We start from the raw sequence: 19,226 nt of genomic DNA, 5'->3' as shown, positions 1-19,226 counted from the left end.
ACGCAGTGGAAGAGGAACTAAATGTACCGGCCCCGTCGATCTGTTGAAGACCGCCCCGATGTGCTTTTGGCCGCGGTCCGCGAGATCGGTTTCGCCACGATCGTGACGCCGACGCCTGCAGGCATCGAGGCCACGCATGTGCCGACCATCGCGCGGCAGGCTCCGGATGGACGCCTGATCCTCGCGGCCCACGTCGCGCGTGCCAACGCGCATTGGCGGGTATCAGAGGGCAGCGCCAGTCTCGCGATTTTTCAGGGCCCTCACACTTACATGTCGCCGCAGTGGTATGCGACCAAGCGCGAGACGGGAAAGGTCGTTCCCACATGGCTCTATATCGCCATACACGCGCACGGAAGCCTGACGGCGATTGAGGATAGGGCCTGGCTGCGGCGCCAGGTTGAAGATCTGACCGACAGGCACGAGGCCACACGCACAGCACCCTGGAGCGTGTCGGATGCGCCGCAAGAATATATCGACAGCATGATGCGGGGCATTGTCGGTCTGGAATTTCGCGTCGAGCGCCTCGAGGGAGCATGGAAACTCAATGAGGAAGAGAACGCCGCCGACCTGGGCGGCACACGCCTGGGGCTTGAGACCGCCGGTCATCCAGGCGAGCTCTTGGCACGAGCCCTCGCCGAGCGGGGAAGGTCGTAGAGAAGTGCCCGCCGCGGCGCGGGCTCGACCTGTAAGATCCAAGGAGGCGGACAGCGCGCTGATCCGCCTCGAGCGCAGCAAGAGGCGAAGCGGCTACCACGACCCCGACCGGCCGGAAGCCTAAATCAGCTTTCGGACCCCTTGCGGCCCTTGATAAGCAATACGATGGACGACGCGATGGATCCACAGCTGCCATTGACCGGCAGGCAGATGAGCGTCCGTCAAGTTAAAGGTCGGCCTTCTGAAACGAGATGTCCCATGCGCATGTATCAGGTAGATGCCTTTACCGACCGGCTTTTTGCCGGGAACCCTGCTGCTGTTCTCGTGCTCGACCATTGGCTGCCGGATGACCTGATGCTTGCGATCACCCAAGAGAACAATCTTGCCGAAACTGCTTTCGTCAAAGCGCGGTCGGATGGCGCGTGGGATTTGCGGTGGTTTGCTCCGGCGCATGAGGTCGATTTCTGCGGCCATGCCACCCTGGCGACCGCGCATGTGTTACTGACCGAGGCCAAGGCGGAAGCTCCGCTTGTCTTTCACACGCGCGTCGGCGAGCTGCGAGTTACACAAGGCCCGCATGGCTACCGACTGGACATTCCCCGTCTGCCCCCGGAGCCATTGGAGAGGCTTCCCGCAGAAATCGCACGTGTTTTCGACAATCCACCTGTCCGCATCTTCCGAAACTTCGAGAACATCTTCGCCGATCTCGGCAGCGCGGAAGCTGTGCGTAGCTTTGTCCCTGCCCTTGCCTCGATTGCCCGCCTCGGGTCTGTCGGCCTTGTCGTGACGGGGCAGGAAGCCGACAACGGGCGAGCGCATTTCGTGTCCCGTTACTTTGCCCCCGGAGCGGGTATTCCCGAGGATCCAGTCACCGGGTCAATTCATGCCACGTTGGTTCCTTACTGGGCCGAGCGGCTGGGTCGCGAGAGGCTGATGGCTTTTCAGGCATCGGTACGAGGCGGATGGCTTGATTGCGAATTGACCGAAGATCGAGTCTTTCTCGTCGGGAATGCCGTGACCTTCATGAAAGCCATGATTTCCCTTCCCAATGGCGCTGCGGGGACGCACTCAGCAACGGCAGCAGAGTCCCCTGGCAGCCGTTCAAACTTCGTGCGTCGAGCTTCCGCTCGCCACCCGAAAACGAACTCGACCTGAAGAGCCATCCATCGTAGCAACCCAAACGGCGGTGCCGGCGATGGTCGGGATGCGATCGCTGAAGCGACGCCGCAGCCGATTTTCCCTGGTGAAGATGTTCGTTCTGAGCCCATGCTCGCCATCGGTGAAGCAGAACCCGACGTTAAGCGCGTGATCACGCCCGACGCGTCGCTTCCCGAGCCGCCAACGGTTGAGGAAGCGTCGGTGCCAGAGGCATCGAATGCACCGGCTGGAGACAGACAGACCCGCAGGAAGAAGCGGTGGCAGGACGATGTGCCTTTGCCGCGAGGTGAACGATGGAAGCGGCGCCTGCCATGGGTGCCACCCCAGCGCCGGCGTTAGCGCTAGGATCGACTGCGTCAGGATTGAAGCTCCCTTTATCGAACTGCCTATGACAGCTGGAGTGCCACAATGAAATAAGGAAGGCCTTGAAGGGTACGGTAGGGGTTGCCTATCAGCCGCTCTCGGATTTTGGTGCGAGAATGAAATCGAAAACTGGCTCAGGCTGGCCAGGCATCGACTCCCGCAAAACAGCCGGGGAAGTTATGGCCGCTTCGGCATATACTGCAAGCGCAGCAGTTTTCATTCCGAGTGCGGCCTCAAAGCCCCGGTTCGGCAGATCCATCACCTGGCGAAAAAGCGTCGCAGCCCTTGTCGCATGGCGCGCGGCAGCGACCCGCTTTCCCTCGCGGAGTTTCACCCCGGCCGCCGCTAACAGGATCAATCCCTTGAAGAGCAAGCGATGCTGAGTGCTTTGTTTCGCAGCGTGCCAAATGGGCTCCCAAGCCTCGTGAGCTTCCCAGTAATAGCCGTGGTTGAAAAGGTCGATACCCCATCGAAACTCGTTTGAGCTGAGTGCTTCGTCAATGGCAACGGTCACCGGGTCGCTTTGGTAACTGTGACCCAAGGGGTCGCGCACCGGATGCGGATGTTTGCCAGGCAGGTATGCGTAGCTGGGGAAATTCTTTTCGGGCAGCAAGCGAGAACGTGACATAGACCCAGCAATCATGAAAGCCACGTCGATGGCAATTCATGTCGCATGGAATCTGATGGGATAGCTGCGCGCGCCCGTTCCACAGGACCTATCTCCGCGGCGCTCCCTCCTGACGCTTAGCTGCGAGTGATCGAAGCGGTGACGTGGTCAGCGAGCACGAAAACTTGCGGCACGCAGGTGGAGATTAAGTCGCAGTTTGGTCGATTTTACCTCCATCGCGCCCTATTGGAGCCGAGCAGGAATTTGGCCGCCAGGTAAGAGCAGCGCCGGGTCGGCTAGAGACGGCCGAAGTGACCTGAGCGCCGAAGCTTCGCTAGCAGGGTGCTGGCCGTTCCGCAGTGGTCAAGCCTCGCTTGCTCACGCAGCGGAGACGCATTCCAGGCAGCCAATTCTGCTACCAGAAGTGCGGTGTCTCCGTTTATCGATGCGCATCTAAGGTGTCCGTTCTTCTCCATCACGATTATCGCCGTGCCGGTTTCGCCATAGCCAATCGCAGCCATCCGCTGGACCCAGGTGTCGCCGTCGACGCGAACATCGAACAGAACCGACCCTGCGGTTTTTTCTGCGGCGTCAGCCACACGATCACAGAACGGTCGATTGAGGCCCTCGATATTGCCGAGTGACTGCTCAAACAAGGCCAATTCAACATGCTCCGCCACCATGGCTGCGAGAGTGCGCGCCGGCTGGCGCAATCGGCAAGACGCCAACGCTGATTATCCACATACCAGCCACCTACACGGCCTTTTTCATAGTCAACAGGCGCGCCTCCGCCTAAAAGCACCGTCTTGCCGGCGACTGAGAGCAAGAGCTGCTCGACGCGCTCGAAATGGGTCAGGGCCCACGACAATCCCGTCGAGACAATGCGCACGATCGCGGAAGCTCAGTCTTTCGGATCGGCAACGGGCAGATTGGTGCCCGTGGACGTATGGAAACACAGCGCGACACATCCTCGAGCGATTTTGCGACCGCTCGCGGGCGTTCGGCGTCGAGACCAGCCCGTAAATTGTGTAGTGCAATATCTTCGTACGGACCGTGCCAATGCGCCGTCTAGGCGAGGCGGATGCTCCGGACTTCCAAGCCTTTCTTGCCTTGCCCGCATTCGACAAGCACCTTTTGTCCCTCCACCAGCACGCTGAGCCCTGAGCGGGTCAGGGTGCTGGCATGAACGAAGACGTCCTTCTCACCGTTGTCAGGAGCAATGAAGCCAAAACCCTTTTCGGGTTTGTACCACTTGACCGTGCCCGCGCTCTCTAGCTGCGCACCCGTCTCGACGATGGTCCCTCCAGCGAGGCGCGTATGTGACGGAGTTTTCGCGATCTGATCGCCGATCTCCAGCACCTGCGCGACTTGATGACCTTTTGGACTTTTTTCGACCGTGACCTTCAGAAGCGTTCCCTCGGCAACATCTCGGCTTCCGGCCGCCTCCAACACTCGGACGTGCAGATAGGCCTCCTTGCCGTCCGACAGTTTGACGAAGCCAAAACCCTTGCTGACTGTGAACCACAAGACCTCGGCGTCGACGGGGTGCGCAGTCACGGTCGCCGGGCGCTGAAAGTAGCTTGGCTCGGAGGTCCGTTCCGAAAAGGAAACGGGGTCATCGTCATGGCGATGCCCGCGTGGCCCGCGATGGTCTCGATATTTGCCCATGATCATCTCGACTGGCATGGATGGCGAACTACGCTACCGTCAAGATAATCTCAATCGGGCGACGCGTTTATGTTAAATGGCCGTGATGGCCGCAGCTGTGCCCGGCCTATCGGTCGAACCCTTTGAAACTAGATTCATTTCACCTGAAACAATAGTGCCGGCGAGTCGATTTATTGACTCGCATAGGCTGTGCTGGAGGCGCGTGCGAAGATGGCGGCGCGGGCGAACTGGAAGGGCTTTATCAAATTCGGAGAGGTTGCCGGCGCGTTGCGCCGTGCGCGAAGCCAAGCTGTTTGTATTCGAGAAGCTCCCGAAGAATGCAGCCACATTACAGCGAAATGATCGTTTTGCAGTGGTTTGCCGATCACTCGCAACGGCTGGGCTGGCCGTTCTCCAACGAAAGCGAGTTCAAGCGCTTTGCAAAAACCGGAAGAGCTCCCGTTTCCTTTTTTCGGACTCCGCTGAAAAGTCTTCAGCCAAAACCTGACAATTGTGGTCCTCCTGTCGTATTTCCCAAGGCCATCGCACGGTAGAGTGACGGCGCTTCGCCGCGCGCGGCAAGGAATGGCAGAATGCCATGCCAAGCACGGCAAGACGGCGTAGACCGCCACGCTCTTCAAGCAAGAATATTCTCCAGGGGATTGTCATCATTGATCCGGCTGTCGGGAGGCTCGGGCGGCTGAAAGAGGGCGATGGCTATGATATGGTCAGGGACGGGATGCATTGTTTCCGCCAGTCACCTGCACGGATCACCTCCCAAAAATGGCGGGCCGGTTCCGACATAGAGACGCCATCGCGGGATTTTCGCGGCCCTGGTGGCTTCGCTGTCTGTTGCCCGCAGGGCGAAGCTCGCAGCCGATGAGGGACCTGCCGGGGGCTCAATGCGCCCGAACCGTGCGCGGCGAGAACCGCGATCTTTGCCGCTCTCTATGAGGATCTCCAGCGGGACGGCCAACCGTTGTTCGAGGCGCTACGTCGGCTCGATGTAGCGTAGGGCGGTCGATCGCGGCCGGTTGGCCGAAAGGCCAGCTGTGCGACACCATCTCAAGCGCCTTGGTGGATTTGAGAGGCTCGGCGCTGACATCGGCTGAGGGTGCCGAATTTGGCAGCGATGCCGAAAGCGTGGTGCGGGCGACCACCGTCTTGCGAGCGAGCTTGTCGAGCTCTCCCTCATCCGTGACGCCGACCCCCTAGTGATAGATGATTTCGGATGCATGCTGCTCGCGATCGCCTCGGTTTCGTCCGAAACATTGATCAAATACGCGCCCGAGTAGCGCGATTTCTTCGGGGAGTGAGCACCTCCCCGCCCAAAGGGCATAGGGCCTCCTCAAAACAGGTGGCAGTGACAAAGGCGCGCTTGATGCGAAGCTATGACGACCACCGTCCTGTCCTTTAGCATGATTTTCCGCGCGTCGGGCGCCGTCAGACTGCTCGTCGATAAGTCCAGAGCTGTGCGGGCGGGATGTTGCGGACGACGAAATCATAGTGAGACACGACGTAGCGGTCGGGCATTTTGATCACCGGCGACAAAGGCCCATAGGTGATTTGAATCACAGGTCGCCCAGCAGGAATGCGGGCCAGCAAATCCTCGAGCAAGGCAATGCGCTGTTCCATCGGAAAGCTCAACATCGGCACCGCACTTATGACACAGTCGAATTGCTCCCCGCTCCGCTCGGCAAGCACTTCCCCCAGCGCGAACGCATCGCCCAATCGAAAATCCACGCCTGGAAAGCCTCGCGTCAAGCGATGATAGAAATCTTTCGAATATTCGACCGAAATCAGCTGATGCGGCTTGATGCCTCTTTCCAGGATAGCCTTGGTGATGACGCCTGTTCCGGCGCCAAGTTCAAGAACCGGCATTCCCGATGCTGGGTTAATCACGCTTGCCATCCGGCGCGCGGCATGCACAGACGTTGGCATGAGCGCGCCCACACGTTTCTTATCCTTCTGCCAGCCCTTGAAGAATTGCACTTCCTCTTCAAACTTCCTGCCGAGGCGCTCCTTCAATCGAAAGACCATATCCACTCCCTGCTACGGCTATTTGTCTGGGTCATGTTGACGACGCACGTTTGTACAAGCCTTGCGGCATTTTCAAGCCTGGCTACGACGGGTTTCTCTCTCCTGAGAGCGTAACTTCTCTGATGAGCTGCCTGTTGGCTTAGACTCGGCGGGGAAAAGCGCACTGGAATATCATCGCACCAGCAGGATTGCCAGCGCGTCATAAGGCCCGCTATGTCCCCCATTCAACCCCCGAATGGCAACTCGCTTTGACGAGGGCTGGACCTTGCCGTCCGCATGCGGCTGCCCCAGGTGACCCGTCTCATTCGATGTAGGCGTTCGTGCGTGAAAGCCCGGCACGTCCCGTATGCGTGATCGCCCGGGCGCATTAGGCTGCTAATTTCTTTATCCGTTCGCTTCCGCGGCGATGCCCCCCGGTAGGCCAGCAGGCCGAGTCCAAACATACTGCTGCAAGAGCGGCTTACCAGGTGGCAAAGAATCTACATCGTTCCGACCATGCGTACGAAACGCTTGATGCATCTTCCGGCCTTGACCCGCCACCAGGAAGCGGCTCCGCCCTCTCCGGAAAGCTGGCTCATATGAATGCCGGTCGATCGCGCAACCTCCAAGCACTGGCCCCGGCCTCGACGTCGCTGCGACCAACCGTCCCCTATCCTCTCGAGACCAGCTTCGGCGCTTCTCGTCGGGATGCGAGACAACCAGACCATCGCCCCAAAGTGCCGGTTCTGCTATTCAAACACCTAGCTCCTGACCAAACGGCTTCGCGGCAATGCCAGGAATGTCGCCGATCCCGACAGGTTTCCCGATTAAATAGCCTTGAGCTTCATCACATCTGACGCGACGCAGATAGTCGAGCTGTTCGGGAGTTTCAACGCCTTCGGCCGTTACCTCAATTCGAAGCTCATGCGCCAACTCAACCAAGGATCTTACAATCGCGGCGCAGTCCGCATCGGTAAGCATATCCTGGACAAAAGATCGGTCGATCTTGAGCCGCGAAAGAGGCAATTTACGAAGATAAGTGAGTGATGAATAGCCGGTGCCAAAATCGTCAAGAGCAACTGTTACGGATAGAGAAATTAACGATTGTAATAATGAAATCGTTTCTTCAAAATTCGAAATCAGCACAGATTCGGTGATCTCGACCTCCAGTCTTCGGGGCTCCAAACCAGCTTCAGCCAAGGCCACCACAATTCCATCCAGCAAGGCTTTATTCTTAAGCTGCACTACCGACAAGTTGACGGAGACCCGCAAGTCGCACGGCCATTGCGCCGCGGCCAAGCAAGCCGTTTTGACGACCCAGTGTCCGATTGAGTGAATCAAACCCGTTTCTTCAGCGATAGATATGAACTCCGACGGAGGGATCGCGCCAAGGGTCGGATGCTGCCACCGCAGAAGCGCTTCAAAACCTCGGATGCGATCGCTCCCGAGGTCGAGAAAGGGTTGAAATGCGAGCGAAAGCTGGTCATTGGCGAGCGCAGATGCCAGATCGCGTTCAAGGGCATGGCGCCTTGCAGCAGCTTCATCGTCGCTTGCGCTGAAAAACTGGATGGAGCCCGCCCCCGGCGTCTTAGCCCTGTATAGCGCGGTGTCGACGCACCGCAGGAGTTGGTTGGCATCCAAACCGTCAGTGGGCGCCAAAGCGACGCCGATAGAGGCCCTGCAATATATTTCGCGCCCTTCGATCAAGAAAGGGCCGCGCATGACATCTATGATCAGTTTGGCCAAGGACCTGATTTGGTCTGGCCTGATATCGCGTGCAGCGATTATTGCAAATTCGCCGCCCTCCAACCTGGCAATGTCATCGCTCTCCCGCGTCGATTTGCGAAGTCGCGCAGCCACCTCGACCAACAGGGCATCCGCCATTGCTCGGCCAAAGCGATCATTCATCTCGTCGAAATTGTTAAGGTCGAACAAAAGTAGCGCAAAATGCCGGTCAAACTGCTTTGCGTCCACCAGCGCGTTCTCCAACTGCTCGTTGAAGCTGAACCGGTTTGGCAAACTCGTCAGAACATCCCTGCGAATGGCATTTTCGCTTTCCGCTTGCAGAATGAACCGTTGGGTAAATTCGAACGCGTGAGCAAGCACTGCACGAAACAGCGTGATGGCGTAGCTCACTAACAGGATTGCGACGGGCAGATTGACGGCGCCATCCAGCCACACAATCGCCACCGCCGAACCGATGAAGATCGGCAGCGTATACGCGATGGCCGCAATAGGAATGGTGTAAAAGGAAGCGGCACCGCCTGCGATCATCCCCGCGCTCAGGCAGGTAATGACGACCTGAGCTGCGCCTGTTGCCCCACTGAAGAACAGAACGGGAAGTGCTCCCCACCAAGTGCCGAACAAGAAGGCGTTCCGCACCAGGTTTTGCGTTGTTCGGCGAGACACTGACCTTGGTTTGACTGACTGAAACGATGATCTCGCTCTTAGGCCTACGAACCCAGCGGCGGCGATGATGACACTCGCCCAGAGGATGGCTTTCGTTTGGCCGGGCGAGCCCCAAACCGCCATAATAAAAGTGGCCGCATTGAGTATGTTTGCAACCATGCCAAGAGGCGTGTTGCGAAGCACGATACTGACCTGCTGCGCCCTGATTCGGCCGGCAAGTGGTTCGACTGTCGACGGCCCGCCAAAAACTCGCAGGTCTCCCGCCAGAAGATCACCAAACCTTGCGGCATACAGACGCTGCATCACTCTTTCACTCCCCCACGCTAGAGTAGTAGCTGCGTGTTGGTCCCCTAGCATCGAACACTTCGGAAAAAGTAAATTTCAACCGCAAAAATTGGACAGCCCAGTTGGGAACCGAGGGCTTCGGAAATTCGAAGGTAGCGAAAAACGCGATGCTCCCTTAGCACATCGCCGACCTAACGTGATCCATGTTTTCGCAATTGTGGCACTTGGCGAGCGATCGCGCTTTCTGTTTCGACGCCTGCTAGGCTAAGCCGGCTCAATGAACCGGCCATAGGCTGATGCGCTTTGCAATCCGGTCACGGTCATTGTTCGGCAATCCACGGATTGTCACATAACGGCGTCCGCGGTCACTGGTCGATTCAAGGATCTCGATTGGATAGATCTCAAATGCCTTCACCACGGACTCGACGATTTGAACCAGTACGAGCGCAGACTGAATCGCCTCGGTACGCCCAATTTCTGCACCGTCCTTAGAATCAGCGAAGGCACTCCAGTCGAGAACATCGGGTCCCATTGCTGCACGGAGTTCTCGCGCCCGACGGATGCCAGCAACTGCAATGGGTTGAAGGATTGGGTGTTCAAAAAAATTGCCGACACCGATTGCGCCACCACGCGGCTCGGCATTACTGCAGACGCGATATCCCAGACCGAGACGCCATCGTCCTGAAATGCCGTCAACGTGTACGACATCGCTTCGGTTACGAGGGTCAAGCGGTCTCTCTTGGGATCGAACGGCGTCGGCATGAGCAGGATCGCCCCGCCAGCCATATCGGCCTGGAGCCAATCCACCTGCTTCCGAAACTCATCGACAATACTTGGCCTGGTCGCGGCAAAAATTGCTTCGGCTATGCCGCCGTTCTGAACTGAGATTCAGCTACTTCCGAAGCGCTATTGCAGCCCCAGTTTCCTCTTCAGCTCGGCGTTCTCCTCGCGCAGGCGTCCCGCAAGCAGGCTCTTCAGTCGCTTGTTTTCTTTTTCGAGCGCGACCAGATCCATTAGTTCGTCACTAGCTGCCGGGAGCGCCGCAGCCTTCTTCCAGTGATAGTAGGTCTGTTCCGAAATGCCGACCTGCTTCACGGCGCTCTTGAGAGTGGCGCCGCCACTCGTCGACTTCGCGATCTGACTAAGCTTCTGGCCGCGCGCCTTTTCGGAGTGGACCTTCCGGCCAGAAGGCACGGCCGCTGCTGGAGCTTCCCCCGCTGGCGGTCCCGCATCGGCGCCATTCTTCCGAGTTCGCGGCCTCGGCTCAGCCTTTGCCTTTCGCGATCGTGAGGTTTGATTCTTCCCATCAGGCGTCGCAACCGTGGTTGCAGGCTCGGTTGCCATTTCTCCTGATTCAGTTGCTTTAGGATCTGCCATGAGAGGCTCCGCTCCGGGTTGATGCACGTGTGCAGCATCAAGGGCCACGACATTAGAGTCAACAAGATGCCGATTTGGCAGCTCCATCTCCTTGAGCTCTCTTGTTGTCTCGGCCATGGCTGCTGACAAATCAACGTCACCCCAAATCGAGTGACCCCGTCTTTGAGCGCTGCGCTTCTGTTTGATCTCCACAGTGAACGGTCGGGTCGGCCGCCTCATGATTGCTTCCTTGTTGGACGGGAATTGCACTGAAAGTTGCTAATGCGAGGATTGAACGTCCTGACGCTTCCTCTGTGGCGCAGAGCTTTATCGGATGACACCACCTGGGAGCAAGCGACGCTGATTGTGTTGCAACGCCATCGACTACACTCCTGATGGGATGGATATGAAGGCCTCGCTGCGTTGTCCGGATTTCAGCGAGTTCGCGCGCATGGACCAGAAGTTGCCGCAACATCATGGTCACGAGCCAACGCCACCTCGAAAATGTCCGCCGTCTTGGCGAGCAGCTTGCCTCGATGCCCTTTCCAAGCCTCGTCGCGCTCACGTCGTACGGCCATTGCCGCTTCATCACCGGGCATCATCCAATCGAGCACCAGAAGGTCGGGAACGTTTTCCATAAACCGCGTTTCGGCCTCGTCGCCACGCGTCACGACCTCGACCTGATAGCCTTCGGCTTCGAGATTGTAATGCAGGAGGGCACCCAATGGGCCATCGTCCTCCGCCACCAGAAGGTGCGATGTAATCATCAATCGACGCTTGCTCTCAACCCCCGCGCAGGGCTCGCAGAGGGCTATAGGGCAGTGCTGCAACGTTTCAATGACAGATACCTCACAAGCTAGATATCTGCCTTCCTCGATATGGCTGCTATGTGCGGATGCGCCACCACGCATGCGAGCAGCAGTGCTATTCATCCCGGCAACGTCCACATCCTCTTGCCTGTCATTGGAAAACCCCGGCATGATGTTGGCTGCCAGCAGGTTCTCCATCGACAGCAGGCCCGCATTCCTCGAGTCTTTCGACGTCGGGCTCTCCCCGCCATGCGAATGCCTCCGCAGGCCGTATTGCGTGCCGCAACCCGCGCCCGATCTCTCAGGCACTGGATCACAGTGGCTTTGCCAGAAGTCGGTACAAAATGATGCGTCCAGTCGGAATGATCTGAGAGAGATAATCGAAATCCCGGATGTTTCCGGTCAGGACGTTCGCACCCAATTGCCTTGCCTGCAGGAAGATCAAGGCATCATTGATAAAGCGTCGCTCGTGGCCCTTGCCTTTCGGCATCTTGCTCAGCCGCAAAAGCAAGCCAGCAATGATGCCGGCTTGCCCCCAAGCCATCGCGTCAGGCGCGTGAAGTCTGTGCCCCGGTACGTCTTCCACCGTCTGCTGGATAATTTCCAGGACCGATTTTGTCGACGCATGGTTCGGATCGAGGCGGCCAAACGCGTGGGTCAGCTCGGAAAGACAAACAGCCGAGTGGTGACAGAGCCGATACCTCAGCAGGGCGTCCACCGCTGCCGGCGATCGTCCCTGCAGGACATCCAAATAGACGCTCGTGTCCAGAAACAATGGCCCACCGATCGTGGGCTCGTCGTCTGCCCAGGGTAAATCTTCATCGGCTCGGCGTTCAAGCGTTCCCCACCGCTTTGGGACTTTAGTAATCGCAGTGCTTCGCGAAGATCAAACCCCAAGATCGATATCCGCCGGAATGCTGCCTTTCCGGCCAACAAGGCGGGCGCCAAAGTCGTCCTCTAGTGCCAGCCGCGACAACGCCAGTTCCAGCAGTTCAGTGTCGGACGTGACGTGAGCTCGCTTTTTGGCAGCGTCGATCAACTCCGACGGCACACGGCCCGATAAACGTGTATTCTTCGCAGCACCGAGAAGGCCAACAGCACGTGCCTGCTCAAGCACAAGCTTGTTGCGCTTTAGCGCAATCTGCTCCTCATTCTCTTTAGCAGAACGGACCTGGGCAACCATACTGGCCTCCTGTGTTGAACGTAACATAGATATCGTTCAACACAAAAGCAAGGTATCGCCAGCTCAACCCTGATCCTCCAGCGTCGAAAATTCTGTCGGTACGACGACGAATGAATTGGACGGTTGTGATGAAGGCGAACGTCAGCTGCTTACCGCTCGTCATCCAAGGGGTCGGAACAAGAGCTGCTCAAGATCGTACGCGGCGTTTATCAACCAAAGACCGCAATATCCTTGTGATCAAAGGCTTTTCATGCGATTCTTCGGGCTAATCCGAAGGAGATGGGAATGTCTGAAACGATGCTCGCAGCGCTTTCCAGCATCCGGACCGTTGAAGAAATGATCGCGGCCTTCCGGGATGAGCAGCATTGCCGTTGGTTGCTGGAAAGCATGGTGTGGCCGGATGGCCGGATCTGCCCCGCCTGCGGATACAAACGCTCGATTGCGCTTGCCGGTCGCGATACCGGCAAGCGTCGCGCCCGACCGGGTCTTTATCAATGTTCCAGCGGCGATTGCCGGTTCCAGTTCACGGTGACGACACACACGCCTCTGCACTCCACGAAGCTTGCCGCGGCGACCAGTGCCCATAGCGGCGTCTGCCGCCTGCTCGATGGCCGGAACAGCACGAGTGCCGTGACCGCATAGACGAACGCCATCAGGAAATGGGAGGGAAGGTCAGCATGGCGAGCTTGGCGATCGTGTAGGCGATCGCCCACAGCGCGGGAGGCAGGGTCGCCATTGCAACGTCGCGGGGTCTCATTGCCCCGTCGCCCGGTCGCCGAATCTGTGGCGCGGTTCAGTTGCCATCCATAAGCGAGACCGTTTCCCTGTATCGAACAGGTTTGGCGAGCGCGACCGCTTTCGCCACCGCCGTATCGAACGGGATAGCTTCGCCACCCTGCCCGGCAGAGCAGTCGGCTTTCAAAACGGGCTTCGCGGGCGTGAAACACGATCGCTCCTCCCTTGCGTTGGTCTCGAAACGCAAGGGCCTAGGGTTTTCTAACCTGACACACTCTTGAGATAGACGATGACGTTTTTGATATCGTCGGGATTCTTGAGGCCAGGGAATCCCATTTTATTCGTCGGCACTTTCGCCTTGGGATTGGCCAGATATTCCGTCAGGTTCGGCTCATCCCAGACGAGTCCCGCAGCACCGGCATCCTTCATGGCTTTCGAATACGAATAGCCAGGGACGGTTCCCGCTGTCCGGCCTACAACGCCTTTCAAGGTTGGCCCGACTTTGTTCGTGTCGGTATCAGCGTTGTGGCAGGCGGCACACTTTTTGAAGACTGTCTTTCCGGCCTCGATATCCTGGGCCTGGGCGACCGGAGGCAGTAACGCCAAAACCATTGTGGCGCCGACGAACAGGTATTTCATGCGGGAACTCTCCGTTTTCCATACGATTGAAGACAAGGCAGCTGTCGCGACCGGATCAGACGCGGCAGAATGCGTCGGGCTCAGCCAGCCTGATATTCCGTCGACCATTGGCGCGGCCGTTGTTGATGAGGAACTTCTTCTTCTTCTGATCCTCCTTGCCCCTGCAGGCAGCGCCAGGCGGCTTCCATGAAGGTCCTTGCCGTCCTTCGTCCCAAACTTGCCATCGGTATACAGCCGTTTCGTGCCGACGATCTTGCCGCCTTCGAAGGCAGTAGACGGTTCCTGGAAGTCGTGTTGCCCATGACGCGGAGCCGCTCGCACGCGGGCAACCAGATCGAGGGGCATCGTCCCACGAGGGGGGTTGCATCTGGGGATACCGCCAGACCATGGACTGGTGAGACGCTGCTGCTGCGAGCCGCGCGCCGTCGAATACCGCAGTTCGCCCATGCGGGCGCCCCGGACCGACCCGAGCCCGGAATTCACCACGCAATCGTGGTCGGGCTTGATGACGATGTGCAGGTCCTGGCCGTCCTGCTTGACGATGTTGTACATGGAGGGCGCATACCAGGCGTCCGTTTCCCCAGCCTGCTGCTGGGAAAGGTCGCCCCCGAAAGCGTTGGAAGCGGCGGCGGTGCCGCCCTGCTTGTTGGTCCAAGTGTAGGCGTGATAGCCGCATCCGACGATGCAGTAGTGGTAGGTGACGTTGTGTTTCTTCGCGTCGGCCGGGATGATCGGCCGGCGGTCGATGTGACGTTTGTAAGCCATGATCCGATCCTCCCTTAGAGTACGCTGCTCAGGCGGCCATAAAGAAGCTCGTCGAGACCCTCGGCCGTCCATTGCCCCAGAATCTCCTGCCCTCCGGCCTCCGCGTCGAAGCGCGAGTAGTGGCCAGGACAGTTGAAGGAGTGGTCCTCGGCGTTGTAGTCGAGCGGGAATCGCTTATGTGGGCACGTGGTCGACAACCCGACGATGTCGCCATCCGGACCCGCGCCGCCTTCCACTTTGGTTCCAAGCTTCAGCAACACCCCGGACGCGTTTTCATCAGGATAGCTGACATCGAGAGGTTCGTCTGCCTTGAGGTCGGCAACGTTGGCCAGCTTATTCGAAGGGTATTCTACCAGAGCCAGACCGGGAGCAGCCTTGGTTTGCGCGGGCAAGGCCACCGATGTGGCCATTCCTGCTGCGGCAGATGCTCCTCCCCTTAGAAATTGGCGGCGGCCGACGTCGACCAGCTTGTTGCAACGATCCATGCGTTCCTCCCATTGGCGAAGTCTCGTTGCCAAGGGCTTTGCAACGCCTGTGCCAACCGGAAATAAAGTGAAGGAAAGCCACAGCCCAAGGATCCGCCGTGTCCGGAAATCCGGACATGCTGCGCTGCCGAAGGTTCAGGAAGTCGAACGGTCTAAGGACCCGCGCATTCCCGGGGCATGCCGGACATCAGCAACTACCGACGCAGAAAAGCGTATTGTCATTCCGTGTTCAGAACCACCGAAACGGCCGTCAATTTGGGACGGTCATCGCCGCTTAGCGCAGCCAGACTCCTTGCGATCGCGTCTCCTCCAGATGTCGCCTGCAATTGCACGCGCGTCGGATCGCGCTTTTCATGCATACATTCGACTTCGAAGTGTGTTAGGCCATCGGCCAAGCTGATGTGGCGCGCAGCGCGCTGGACCATTGCCTTTGGGCCCTTCACTCCGGCATGGGTAACGAAATCGAGTGCCGAGCAGAGACGTACGTCAATCAGGTCGAGCAGCTCTTCCGCAACGCCGGCTATTTCGTTCCGCTTGACCACCTCGCGGTGGTGATAGGCTTGGTTTCGCGCTTCACGAACCCGCTTAAATTTGTCCTTGAAGACGGCTTCGTCCAGCGCGGAGCCATTCAGGGAGCACGGCGGGGAGCTTTCCTTTTATCACCGCCCATTGTTCATGAATCAGCTCTTCGATTTTCGCCAGGCTCATGACTTCGTGACCCGTGGCATTGTCGAGGATGCGTCGATCCAGCCCGATCTCGCTCCACGTTCTTGATGAGGTTCTCGATCACTCTGCCTGTCCCATGCGTGATCGGAATCTTGTTGATCGATTCCACTTGGTCGGCCCTACCCAGGTTGTCCAATTCGCGTATGGGAGCCGGCGCATAGCTCCTCGCGGCCAAGTGTGGTGCTATTCCTCACCAATCATGCCGACATCCTCTTCCGCGTTGCTCGCGAAGCCCGGCATGATGTTTCCCGCCAGCAGCTTTTCCTTGCTGAGCAGGCCTGCATCCTCGAGTGCTTCCATATCCGGCAGGTCGCGAAGCGTGTCGAAGCAAAACTGGGACAAAAACGTCTTCGTGGTCACATAGGTATAGGGGGCGCCGGGCTGCGGCGAACGCGGCCCTGACGCGATAAAATCCTGCGAGCGAAGCGTACCGATCAGATCGCGAGACACCTCCTTGCCGAAGAAGCTCGAAAGCTCGCCGCGCGTGATCGGCTGGAAATAGGCGATGCACATCAGCACGAGAGCCTCCGCCTGCGACAGGTCTTTTTGGCCCTGGCTGCCTTGCTGTGCACCCCCGAGTGCAGCGCGAACGACATCGGCAAAGGCCTTTTTGGTCCGGTGCTGCCAGCCGCCGGCGACGGCGACCAGTTCGTAGGGACGTCCGCGCAGCTCGTCGCGAATGTCGTCGATGAGGAGGTCGATGTTGCAACTGGCCCCAACCACCCGCGCGAGGACACTACGTGTCACCGGTTCGCTGGCGGCAAAGATCACCGCCTCGACGCGTCCCATCCATTCGCGCCAGCGCAGTTCTGGCGGCAGATTTTCCAGCTCGGTGTCGAGTAGCGCTAGCTGGTCGCTTTGCTTTCGGCGGGCGGACGGTTCTGCCATCACTACAGCCCGAACAGCCGGAAGGTCGGGCGGCCGGAGAGCTCGCGCACCGCCTCGAACTTCTGCAGCCGCTCGAACAGGCGGCGTGCCCCAAAGCGCGACAGGTTTTTTGTTGCCAGCGATCCTGAGACGGCGTCTTCATTGAGGAGCAAGAAAATCACCTCGCCGGCGCCCTTGGCGCGCAGCTTTGGCGCTACCGCCATCAACCGACCTGCGCGCCTGCCGAGCTCAGTCCCCAACCGGCAGGCCTCAGCGGCGCCTTGCGCCACCGCCAGGCACACCGCGCGCTCGAATTCTTTTTGCTCACCAGGCCGGATTTTTGTCGCTGCCGCGCGCGTCCCTTGGGAGCGCAATGCCGGCGCAAAAGCCTGGGCCATCAGCAGCGGCACCGGCCGTGGCCAGCGCAGCTTTTGCGCCACCACCAGGTCGGCGAGCCACCAGGCCAGCACCTCCGAACCCGGCGACAGCGCAATAACGTGACTGGCGATTGCCGCGGCGGCGAACGGCGCCGGCCGGCGCTCGCCGAGCATGTCTCTGATCATCCCAGGCAGATCGGCGAAGGCGTCATCCCAGCGCAGGCCGAGCAGTTCCATCACTTTGACCAGCCTCTCGCCATCGATCACTGGTGGCTGCGAAGCGAGTCGTCGCCACGCGTCCAAAATTGTGCCGGCAGGTCCGGGATCGGCGCCGGGCTGGCGCAGGTGCCAGACATCGCGCAGGGCCGCCTCGTCCTCGCCGCGGGCGGCCAGGCGCACTGCGGCAACCGCGGATTTGAGCGCCAGCCGCTGGCGCCAGGCGCCGGCCCAAGGGGGATCACTACGCACCAGCTGATCGAGCGAAGTCAACGCCGCGCCGGCATAGAACGCGGCGTCGGGTTGGTGTTCGACCGGCCCGTCCGGCAGCGCCCAGGCCGGCACGCGGGGCAGAAGGGGCGAGACAGCGGGCAACGGGTCGGCGCGAATCATGGCGACAAGGATAAATGAGGCGTGCGCTTTATACCATCTGCAACGCATTAAAACGCACCGGGCGTCGCAGGCCAATCATGTCCGGTAATCTTGCCTTATCGGACATATGCCGCTAGCCTGCCAAATCATGGAAGATCCCCCATCGAAACCCGCCAAAACCGACCTCCCGCCCGTCGACCACCTCGATGGCGAGATGCCGGATCTCGTCGACTTGGTGATGGACATGGGCGCCGCGCCGCCCCCGGCTCGCTTGGAAGCCCTCGCCGAGACCGCGACGGCCTACGCCAAGGCCGCCAGTTCCGATAACACTCAAAATGCCTACGCTAAGGACTGGCGGCATTTTGCCTCCTGGTGCCGCCGGGAAGGGTTCGATTCGCTGCCGCCTTCGAGCCAAATCATCGGCCTCTATATCAGCGCCTGTGCCACAGGAACCGCCGCCGGTGATCCGAAACGCGGCCTGTCATCGCTCTCCGTCGCGACGATCGAGCGGCGGCTGTCCGGCCTTGCCTGGAACTTTACCCAGCGCGGCGTGCCAATGAATCGCTCCGACCGCCACATCGCCACGGTCCTCGCCGGCATCCGCAGAAAACACGCAAAGCCGCCGCGGCAGAAGGAAGCCGTGCTCGGCGACGATCTCATCGCCATGATTGCGACGCTCGGCCATGACCTGCGCGGCCTCCGGGACCGCGCCATCCTGCTGCTCGGCTTCGCCGGTGGCCTGCGCCGCTCCGAGATCGTCGGTCTAGACGTCGTGCGCGACGACCACAGCGACGGCGCCGGCTGGATCGAAATCTTTCCGGACAAGGGCGTGCTCGTCACGCTCAGGGGAAAGACCGGCTGCCGCGAGGTTGAGGTCGGCCGTGGCTCCAGCGACCTCTCCTGCCCCGTCGTCGCGCTGGAGACCTGGATCCAGCTGGGCCGCATCGCCAGAGGCCCCCTCTTCCGCCGCATTTTTCGTGACAACAAGACCGTCGATGTCGAGCGGCTCTCCGACAAGCATGTGGTTCGCCTGGTCAAGCAGACTGCGCTCGCCGCCGGCGTCCGCGCCGATCTTCCCGAAGGGGAGCGCGCGCTGCTGTTCGCCGGACACTCGCTGCGCGCCGGGCTTGCCTCCTCGGCCGACATCGAGGAGCGGTACGTGCAGAAGCAGTTCGGCCATGCCTTGACCGAGATGACCCGCAAATGTCAACGGCGACGCGACAGATTCCGGACCAACCTGACCAAGGCGACAGGGCTCTGAAAAGCCCCTCCCCTTCCCCCGTTTGAAGCCGTAAGGTGGAACCGTGGTTCGAAATTTCAACCTAGCGCTTCGAGGCGCTGCGTCACCAAGGAAGGTATCCGCGACAACACAGTGCGCGCTTGCCTCCGACCTCGCCTACCTCGTTGCCTGCTGCAAGGCCGCCGTGGGTTGTTCTCTCTCCTGGCCAGCGCCGGAGCCGCTTTTAATAATGTTCGTCGCGCATCACCTGTGGGGTCCCGTCAAACGCCAGAAGGATGTGGGCACACGGCATGCCCGCCGAGGTGGCCTCCACT

Annotated in this window: 16 protein-coding genes and 5 pseudogenes; 6 read left to right on the top strand and 15 right to left on the bottom strand. The window is 59.6% G+C overall.

Annotated elements, in window-relative coordinates:
- Positions 1 to 21: 21 nt before the first annotated feature.
- Entirely contained in the window at positions 22 to 654 is a 633-nt protein-coding gene (locus HNQ71_RS31865) for an FMN-binding negative transcriptional regulator (protein WP_184877984.1), read from the top strand.
- Between the two features lie 258 nt (positions 655 to 912).
- Entirely contained in the window at positions 913 to 1,809 is an 897-nt protein-coding gene (locus HNQ71_RS31860; protein ID WP_184877982.1) for a PhzF family phenazine biosynthesis protein, read from the top strand.
- 454 nt (positions 1,810 to 2,263) lie between these two features.
- Here HNQ71_RS31860 and HNQ71_RS31855 read toward each other — a convergent pair whose 3' ends face one another.
- The 10 genes and pseudogenes from HNQ71_RS31855 to HNQ71_RS31810 form a co-directional block, all read right to left on the bottom strand.
- Positions 2,264 to 2,818, bottom strand: a complete 555-nt coding sequence (locus HNQ71_RS31855; RefSeq protein WP_246462237.1) for a DUF309 domain-containing protein — start codon at positions 2,816 to 2,818, stop codon at positions 2,264 to 2,266.
- Positions 2,819 to 3,078: 260 nt separating this feature from the next.
- The gene (locus HNQ71_RS31850; RefSeq protein ID WP_184878049.1) at positions 3,079 to 3,465 is read right to left on the bottom strand and encodes a hypothetical protein; all 387 of its coding nucleotides are present in this window, start codon (positions 3,463 to 3,465) and stop codon (positions 3,079 to 3,081) included.
- A 385-nt stretch (positions 3,466 to 3,850) separates the two neighbouring features.
- Positions 3,851 to 4,450: a cold-shock protein gene (locus tag HNQ71_RS35585; protein WP_184877980.1), complete on the bottom strand. Its 600-nt coding sequence runs from the start codon at positions 4,448 to 4,450 to the stop codon at positions 3,851 to 3,853.
- A 1,422-nt stretch (positions 4,451 to 5,872) separates the two neighbouring features.
- Positions 5,873 to 6,469 (bottom strand): phospholipid N-methyltransferase PmtA, encoded by a 597-nt coding sequence (gene pmtA / locus HNQ71_RS31840; protein WP_184877978.1) that lies wholly within the window; start codon positions 6,467 to 6,469, stop codon positions 5,873 to 5,875.
- 732 nt (positions 6,470 to 7,201) lie between these two features.
- Positions 7,202 to 9,160, bottom strand: a complete 1,959-nt coding sequence (locus HNQ71_RS31835; RefSeq protein WP_184878047.1) for a putative bifunctional diguanylate cyclase/phosphodiesterase — start codon at positions 9,158 to 9,160, stop codon at positions 7,202 to 7,204.
- 393 nt (positions 9,161 to 9,553) lie between these two features.
- Positions 9,554 to 9,949: a hypothetical protein gene (locus HNQ71_RS31830; RefSeq protein ID WP_184877976.1), complete on the bottom strand. Its 396-nt coding sequence runs from the start codon at positions 9,947 to 9,949 to the stop codon at positions 9,554 to 9,556.
- Between the two features lie 99 nt (positions 9,950 to 10,048).
- A complete protein-coding gene (locus tag HNQ71_RS31825) occupies positions 10,049 to 10,738 on the bottom strand; it encodes a transposase (protein ID WP_184877974.1) in 690 nt (229 codons plus the stop codon).
- 317 nt (positions 10,739 to 11,055) lie between these two features.
- A pseudogene (locus HNQ71_RS31820) lies at positions 11,056 to 11,265 on the bottom strand (response regulator); the annotation flags it as partial.
- A 355-nt stretch (positions 11,266 to 11,620) separates the two neighbouring features.
- Positions 11,621 to 12,204: pseudogene (locus HNQ71_RS31815) on the bottom strand (type II toxin-antitoxin system VapC family toxin).
- On the bottom strand, positions 12,194 to 12,490 hold the full coding sequence (locus HNQ71_RS31810) for a hypothetical protein (protein ID WP_184877972.1): 297 nt from the start codon (positions 12,488 to 12,490) through the stop codon (positions 12,194 to 12,196). Before HNQ71_RS31810 ends, HNQ71_RS31815 begins: the two are co-directional and overlap by 11 nt.
- Positions 12,491 to 12,775: 285 nt before the next feature.
- On the opposite strand from HNQ71_RS31810, the pseudogene HNQ71_RS31805 reads away from it, so the two are divergent.
- Positions 12,776 to 13,054: pseudogene (locus HNQ71_RS31805) on the top strand (transposase); the annotation flags it as partial.
- A gap of 432 nt (positions 13,055 to 13,486) precedes the next feature.
- Here HNQ71_RS31805 and HNQ71_RS31800 read toward each other — a convergent pair.
- From HNQ71_RS31800 to HNQ71_RS31790, 3 genes and pseudogenes are all read right to left on the bottom strand, one after another.
- The gene (locus HNQ71_RS31800; RefSeq protein WP_184878045.1) at positions 13,487 to 13,864 is read right to left on the bottom strand and encodes a c-type cytochrome; all 378 of its coding nucleotides are present in this window, start codon (positions 13,862 to 13,864) and stop codon (positions 13,487 to 13,489) included.
- A gap of 312 nt (positions 13,865 to 14,176) precedes the next feature.
- Positions 14,177 to 14,629, bottom strand: a pseudogene (locus HNQ71_RS31795) (arsenate reductase (azurin) large subunit); the annotation flags it as partial.
- 14 nt (positions 14,630 to 14,643) lie between these two features.
- Positions 14,644 to 15,114 carry an arsenate reductase (azurin) small subunit gene (locus HNQ71_RS31790; RefSeq protein ID WP_184877970.1) on the bottom strand — a complete coding sequence of 157 codons (471 nt, stop codon included), beginning with the start codon at positions 15,112 to 15,114 and terminating at the stop codon, positions 14,644 to 14,646.
- A 449-nt stretch (positions 15,115 to 15,563) separates the two neighbouring features.
- Between HNQ71_RS31790 and HNQ71_RS31785 the strand changes: the two genes are divergently transcribed.
- The gene (locus tag HNQ71_RS31785) at positions 15,564 to 15,824 is read left to right on the top strand and encodes a hypothetical protein (protein ID WP_184877969.1); all 261 of its coding nucleotides are present in this window, start codon (positions 15,564 to 15,566) and stop codon (positions 15,822 to 15,824) included.
- Between the two features lie 199 nt (positions 15,825 to 16,023).
- Here HNQ71_RS31785 and scpB read toward each other — a convergent pair whose 3' ends face one another.
- Positions 16,024 to 16,728, bottom strand: coding sequence for an SMC-Scp complex subunit ScpB (gene scpB / locus HNQ71_RS31780; RefSeq protein ID WP_184877967.1), 705 nt, complete (start codon positions 16,726 to 16,728; stop codon positions 16,024 to 16,026).
- Between the two features lie 2 nt (positions 16,729 to 16,730).
- A complete protein-coding gene (locus tag HNQ71_RS31775) occupies positions 16,731 to 17,693 on the bottom strand; it encodes a DUF1403 family protein (RefSeq protein WP_184878043.1) in 963 nt (320 codons plus the stop codon).
- A gap of 127 nt (positions 17,694 to 17,820) precedes the next feature.
- On the opposite strand from HNQ71_RS31775, the gene HNQ71_RS31770 reads away from it, so the two are divergent.
- On the top strand, positions 17,821 to 18,933 hold the full coding sequence (locus HNQ71_RS31770) for a tyrosine-type recombinase/integrase (RefSeq protein WP_184877965.1): 1,113 nt from the start codon (positions 17,821 to 17,823) through the stop codon (positions 18,931 to 18,933).
- A gap of 90 nt (positions 18,934 to 19,023) precedes the next feature.
- A pseudogene (locus tag HNQ71_RS35125) lies at positions 19,024 to 19,217 on the top strand (integrase); the annotation flags it as partial.
- Positions 19,218 to 19,226: the final 9 nt, after the last annotated feature.

The sequence above is a fragment of the Mesorhizobium sangaii genome, from assembly GCF_014207355.1.
Taxonomy (GTDB): domain Bacteria; phylum Pseudomonadota; class Alphaproteobacteria; order Rhizobiales; family Rhizobiaceae; genus Mesorhizobium; species Mesorhizobium sangaii.
Note: the sequence above shows the minus strand (reverse complement) of the source record. Positions and strands in the feature narration are given on the sequence as shown.

What these genes read in the sequence shown, in the direction of transcription:
- HNQ71_RS31855 (WP_246462237.1), bottom strand. Translation starts at nt 2,818, where the DNA reads ATGATTGCTGGGTCTATGTCACGTTCTCGCTTGCTGCCCGAAAAGAAT.
- HNQ71_RS31850 (WP_184878049.1), bottom strand. Translation starts at nt 3,465, where the DNA reads ATGGTGGCGGAGCATGTTGAATTGGCCTTGTTTGAGCAGTCACTCGGC.
- HNQ71_RS31790 (WP_184877970.1), bottom strand. Translation starts at nt 15,114, where the DNA reads ATGGATCGTTGCAACAAGCTGGTCGACGTCGGCCGCCGCCAATTTCTA.
- HNQ71_RS31810 (WP_184877972.1), bottom strand. Translation starts at nt 12,490, where the DNA reads ATGGTTGCCCAGGTCCGTTCTGCTAAAGAGAATGAGGAGCAGATTGCG.
- HNQ71_RS31865 (WP_184877984.1), top strand. Translation starts at nt 22, where the DNA reads ATGTACCGGCCCCGTCGATCTGTTGAAGACCGCCCCGATGTGCTTTTG.
- scpB (WP_184877967.1), bottom strand. Translation starts at nt 16,728, where the DNA reads ATGGCAGAACCGTCCGCCCGCCGAAAGCAAAGCGACCAGCTAGCGCTA.
- HNQ71_RS31775 (WP_184878043.1), bottom strand. Translation starts at nt 17,693, where the DNA reads ATGATTCGCGCCGACCCGTTGCCCGCTGTCTCGCCCCTTCTGCCCCGC.
- pmtA (WP_184877978.1), bottom strand. Translation starts at nt 6,469, where the DNA reads ATGGTCTTTCGATTGAAGGAGCGCCTCGGCAGGAAGTTTGAAGAGGAA.
- HNQ71_RS31835 (WP_184878047.1), bottom strand. Translation starts at nt 9,160, where the DNA reads ATGCAGCGTCTGTATGCCGCAAGGTTTGGTGATCTTCTGGCGGGAGAC.
- HNQ71_RS31800 (WP_184878045.1), bottom strand. Translation starts at nt 13,864, where the DNA reads ATGAAATACCTGTTCGTCGGCGCCACAATGGTTTTGGCGTTACTGCCT.
- HNQ71_RS31770 (WP_184877965.1), top strand. Translation starts at nt 17,821, where the DNA reads ATGGAAGATCCCCCATCGAAACCCGCCAAAACCGACCTCCCGCCCGTC.
- HNQ71_RS31860 (WP_184877982.1), top strand. Translation starts at nt 913, where the DNA reads ATGCGCATGTATCAGGTAGATGCCTTTACCGACCGGCTTTTTGCCGGG.
- HNQ71_RS31785 (WP_184877969.1), top strand. Translation starts at nt 15,564, where the DNA reads ATGGGTAACGAAATCGAGTGCCGAGCAGAGACGTACGTCAATCAGGTC.
- HNQ71_RS31825 (WP_184877974.1), bottom strand. Translation starts at nt 10,738, where the DNA reads ATGAGGCGGCCGACCCGACCGTTCACTGTGGAGATCAAACAGAAGCGC.
- HNQ71_RS35585 (WP_184877980.1), bottom strand. Translation starts at nt 4,450, where the DNA reads ATGGGCAAATATCGAGACCATCGCGGGCCACGCGGGCATCGCCATGAC.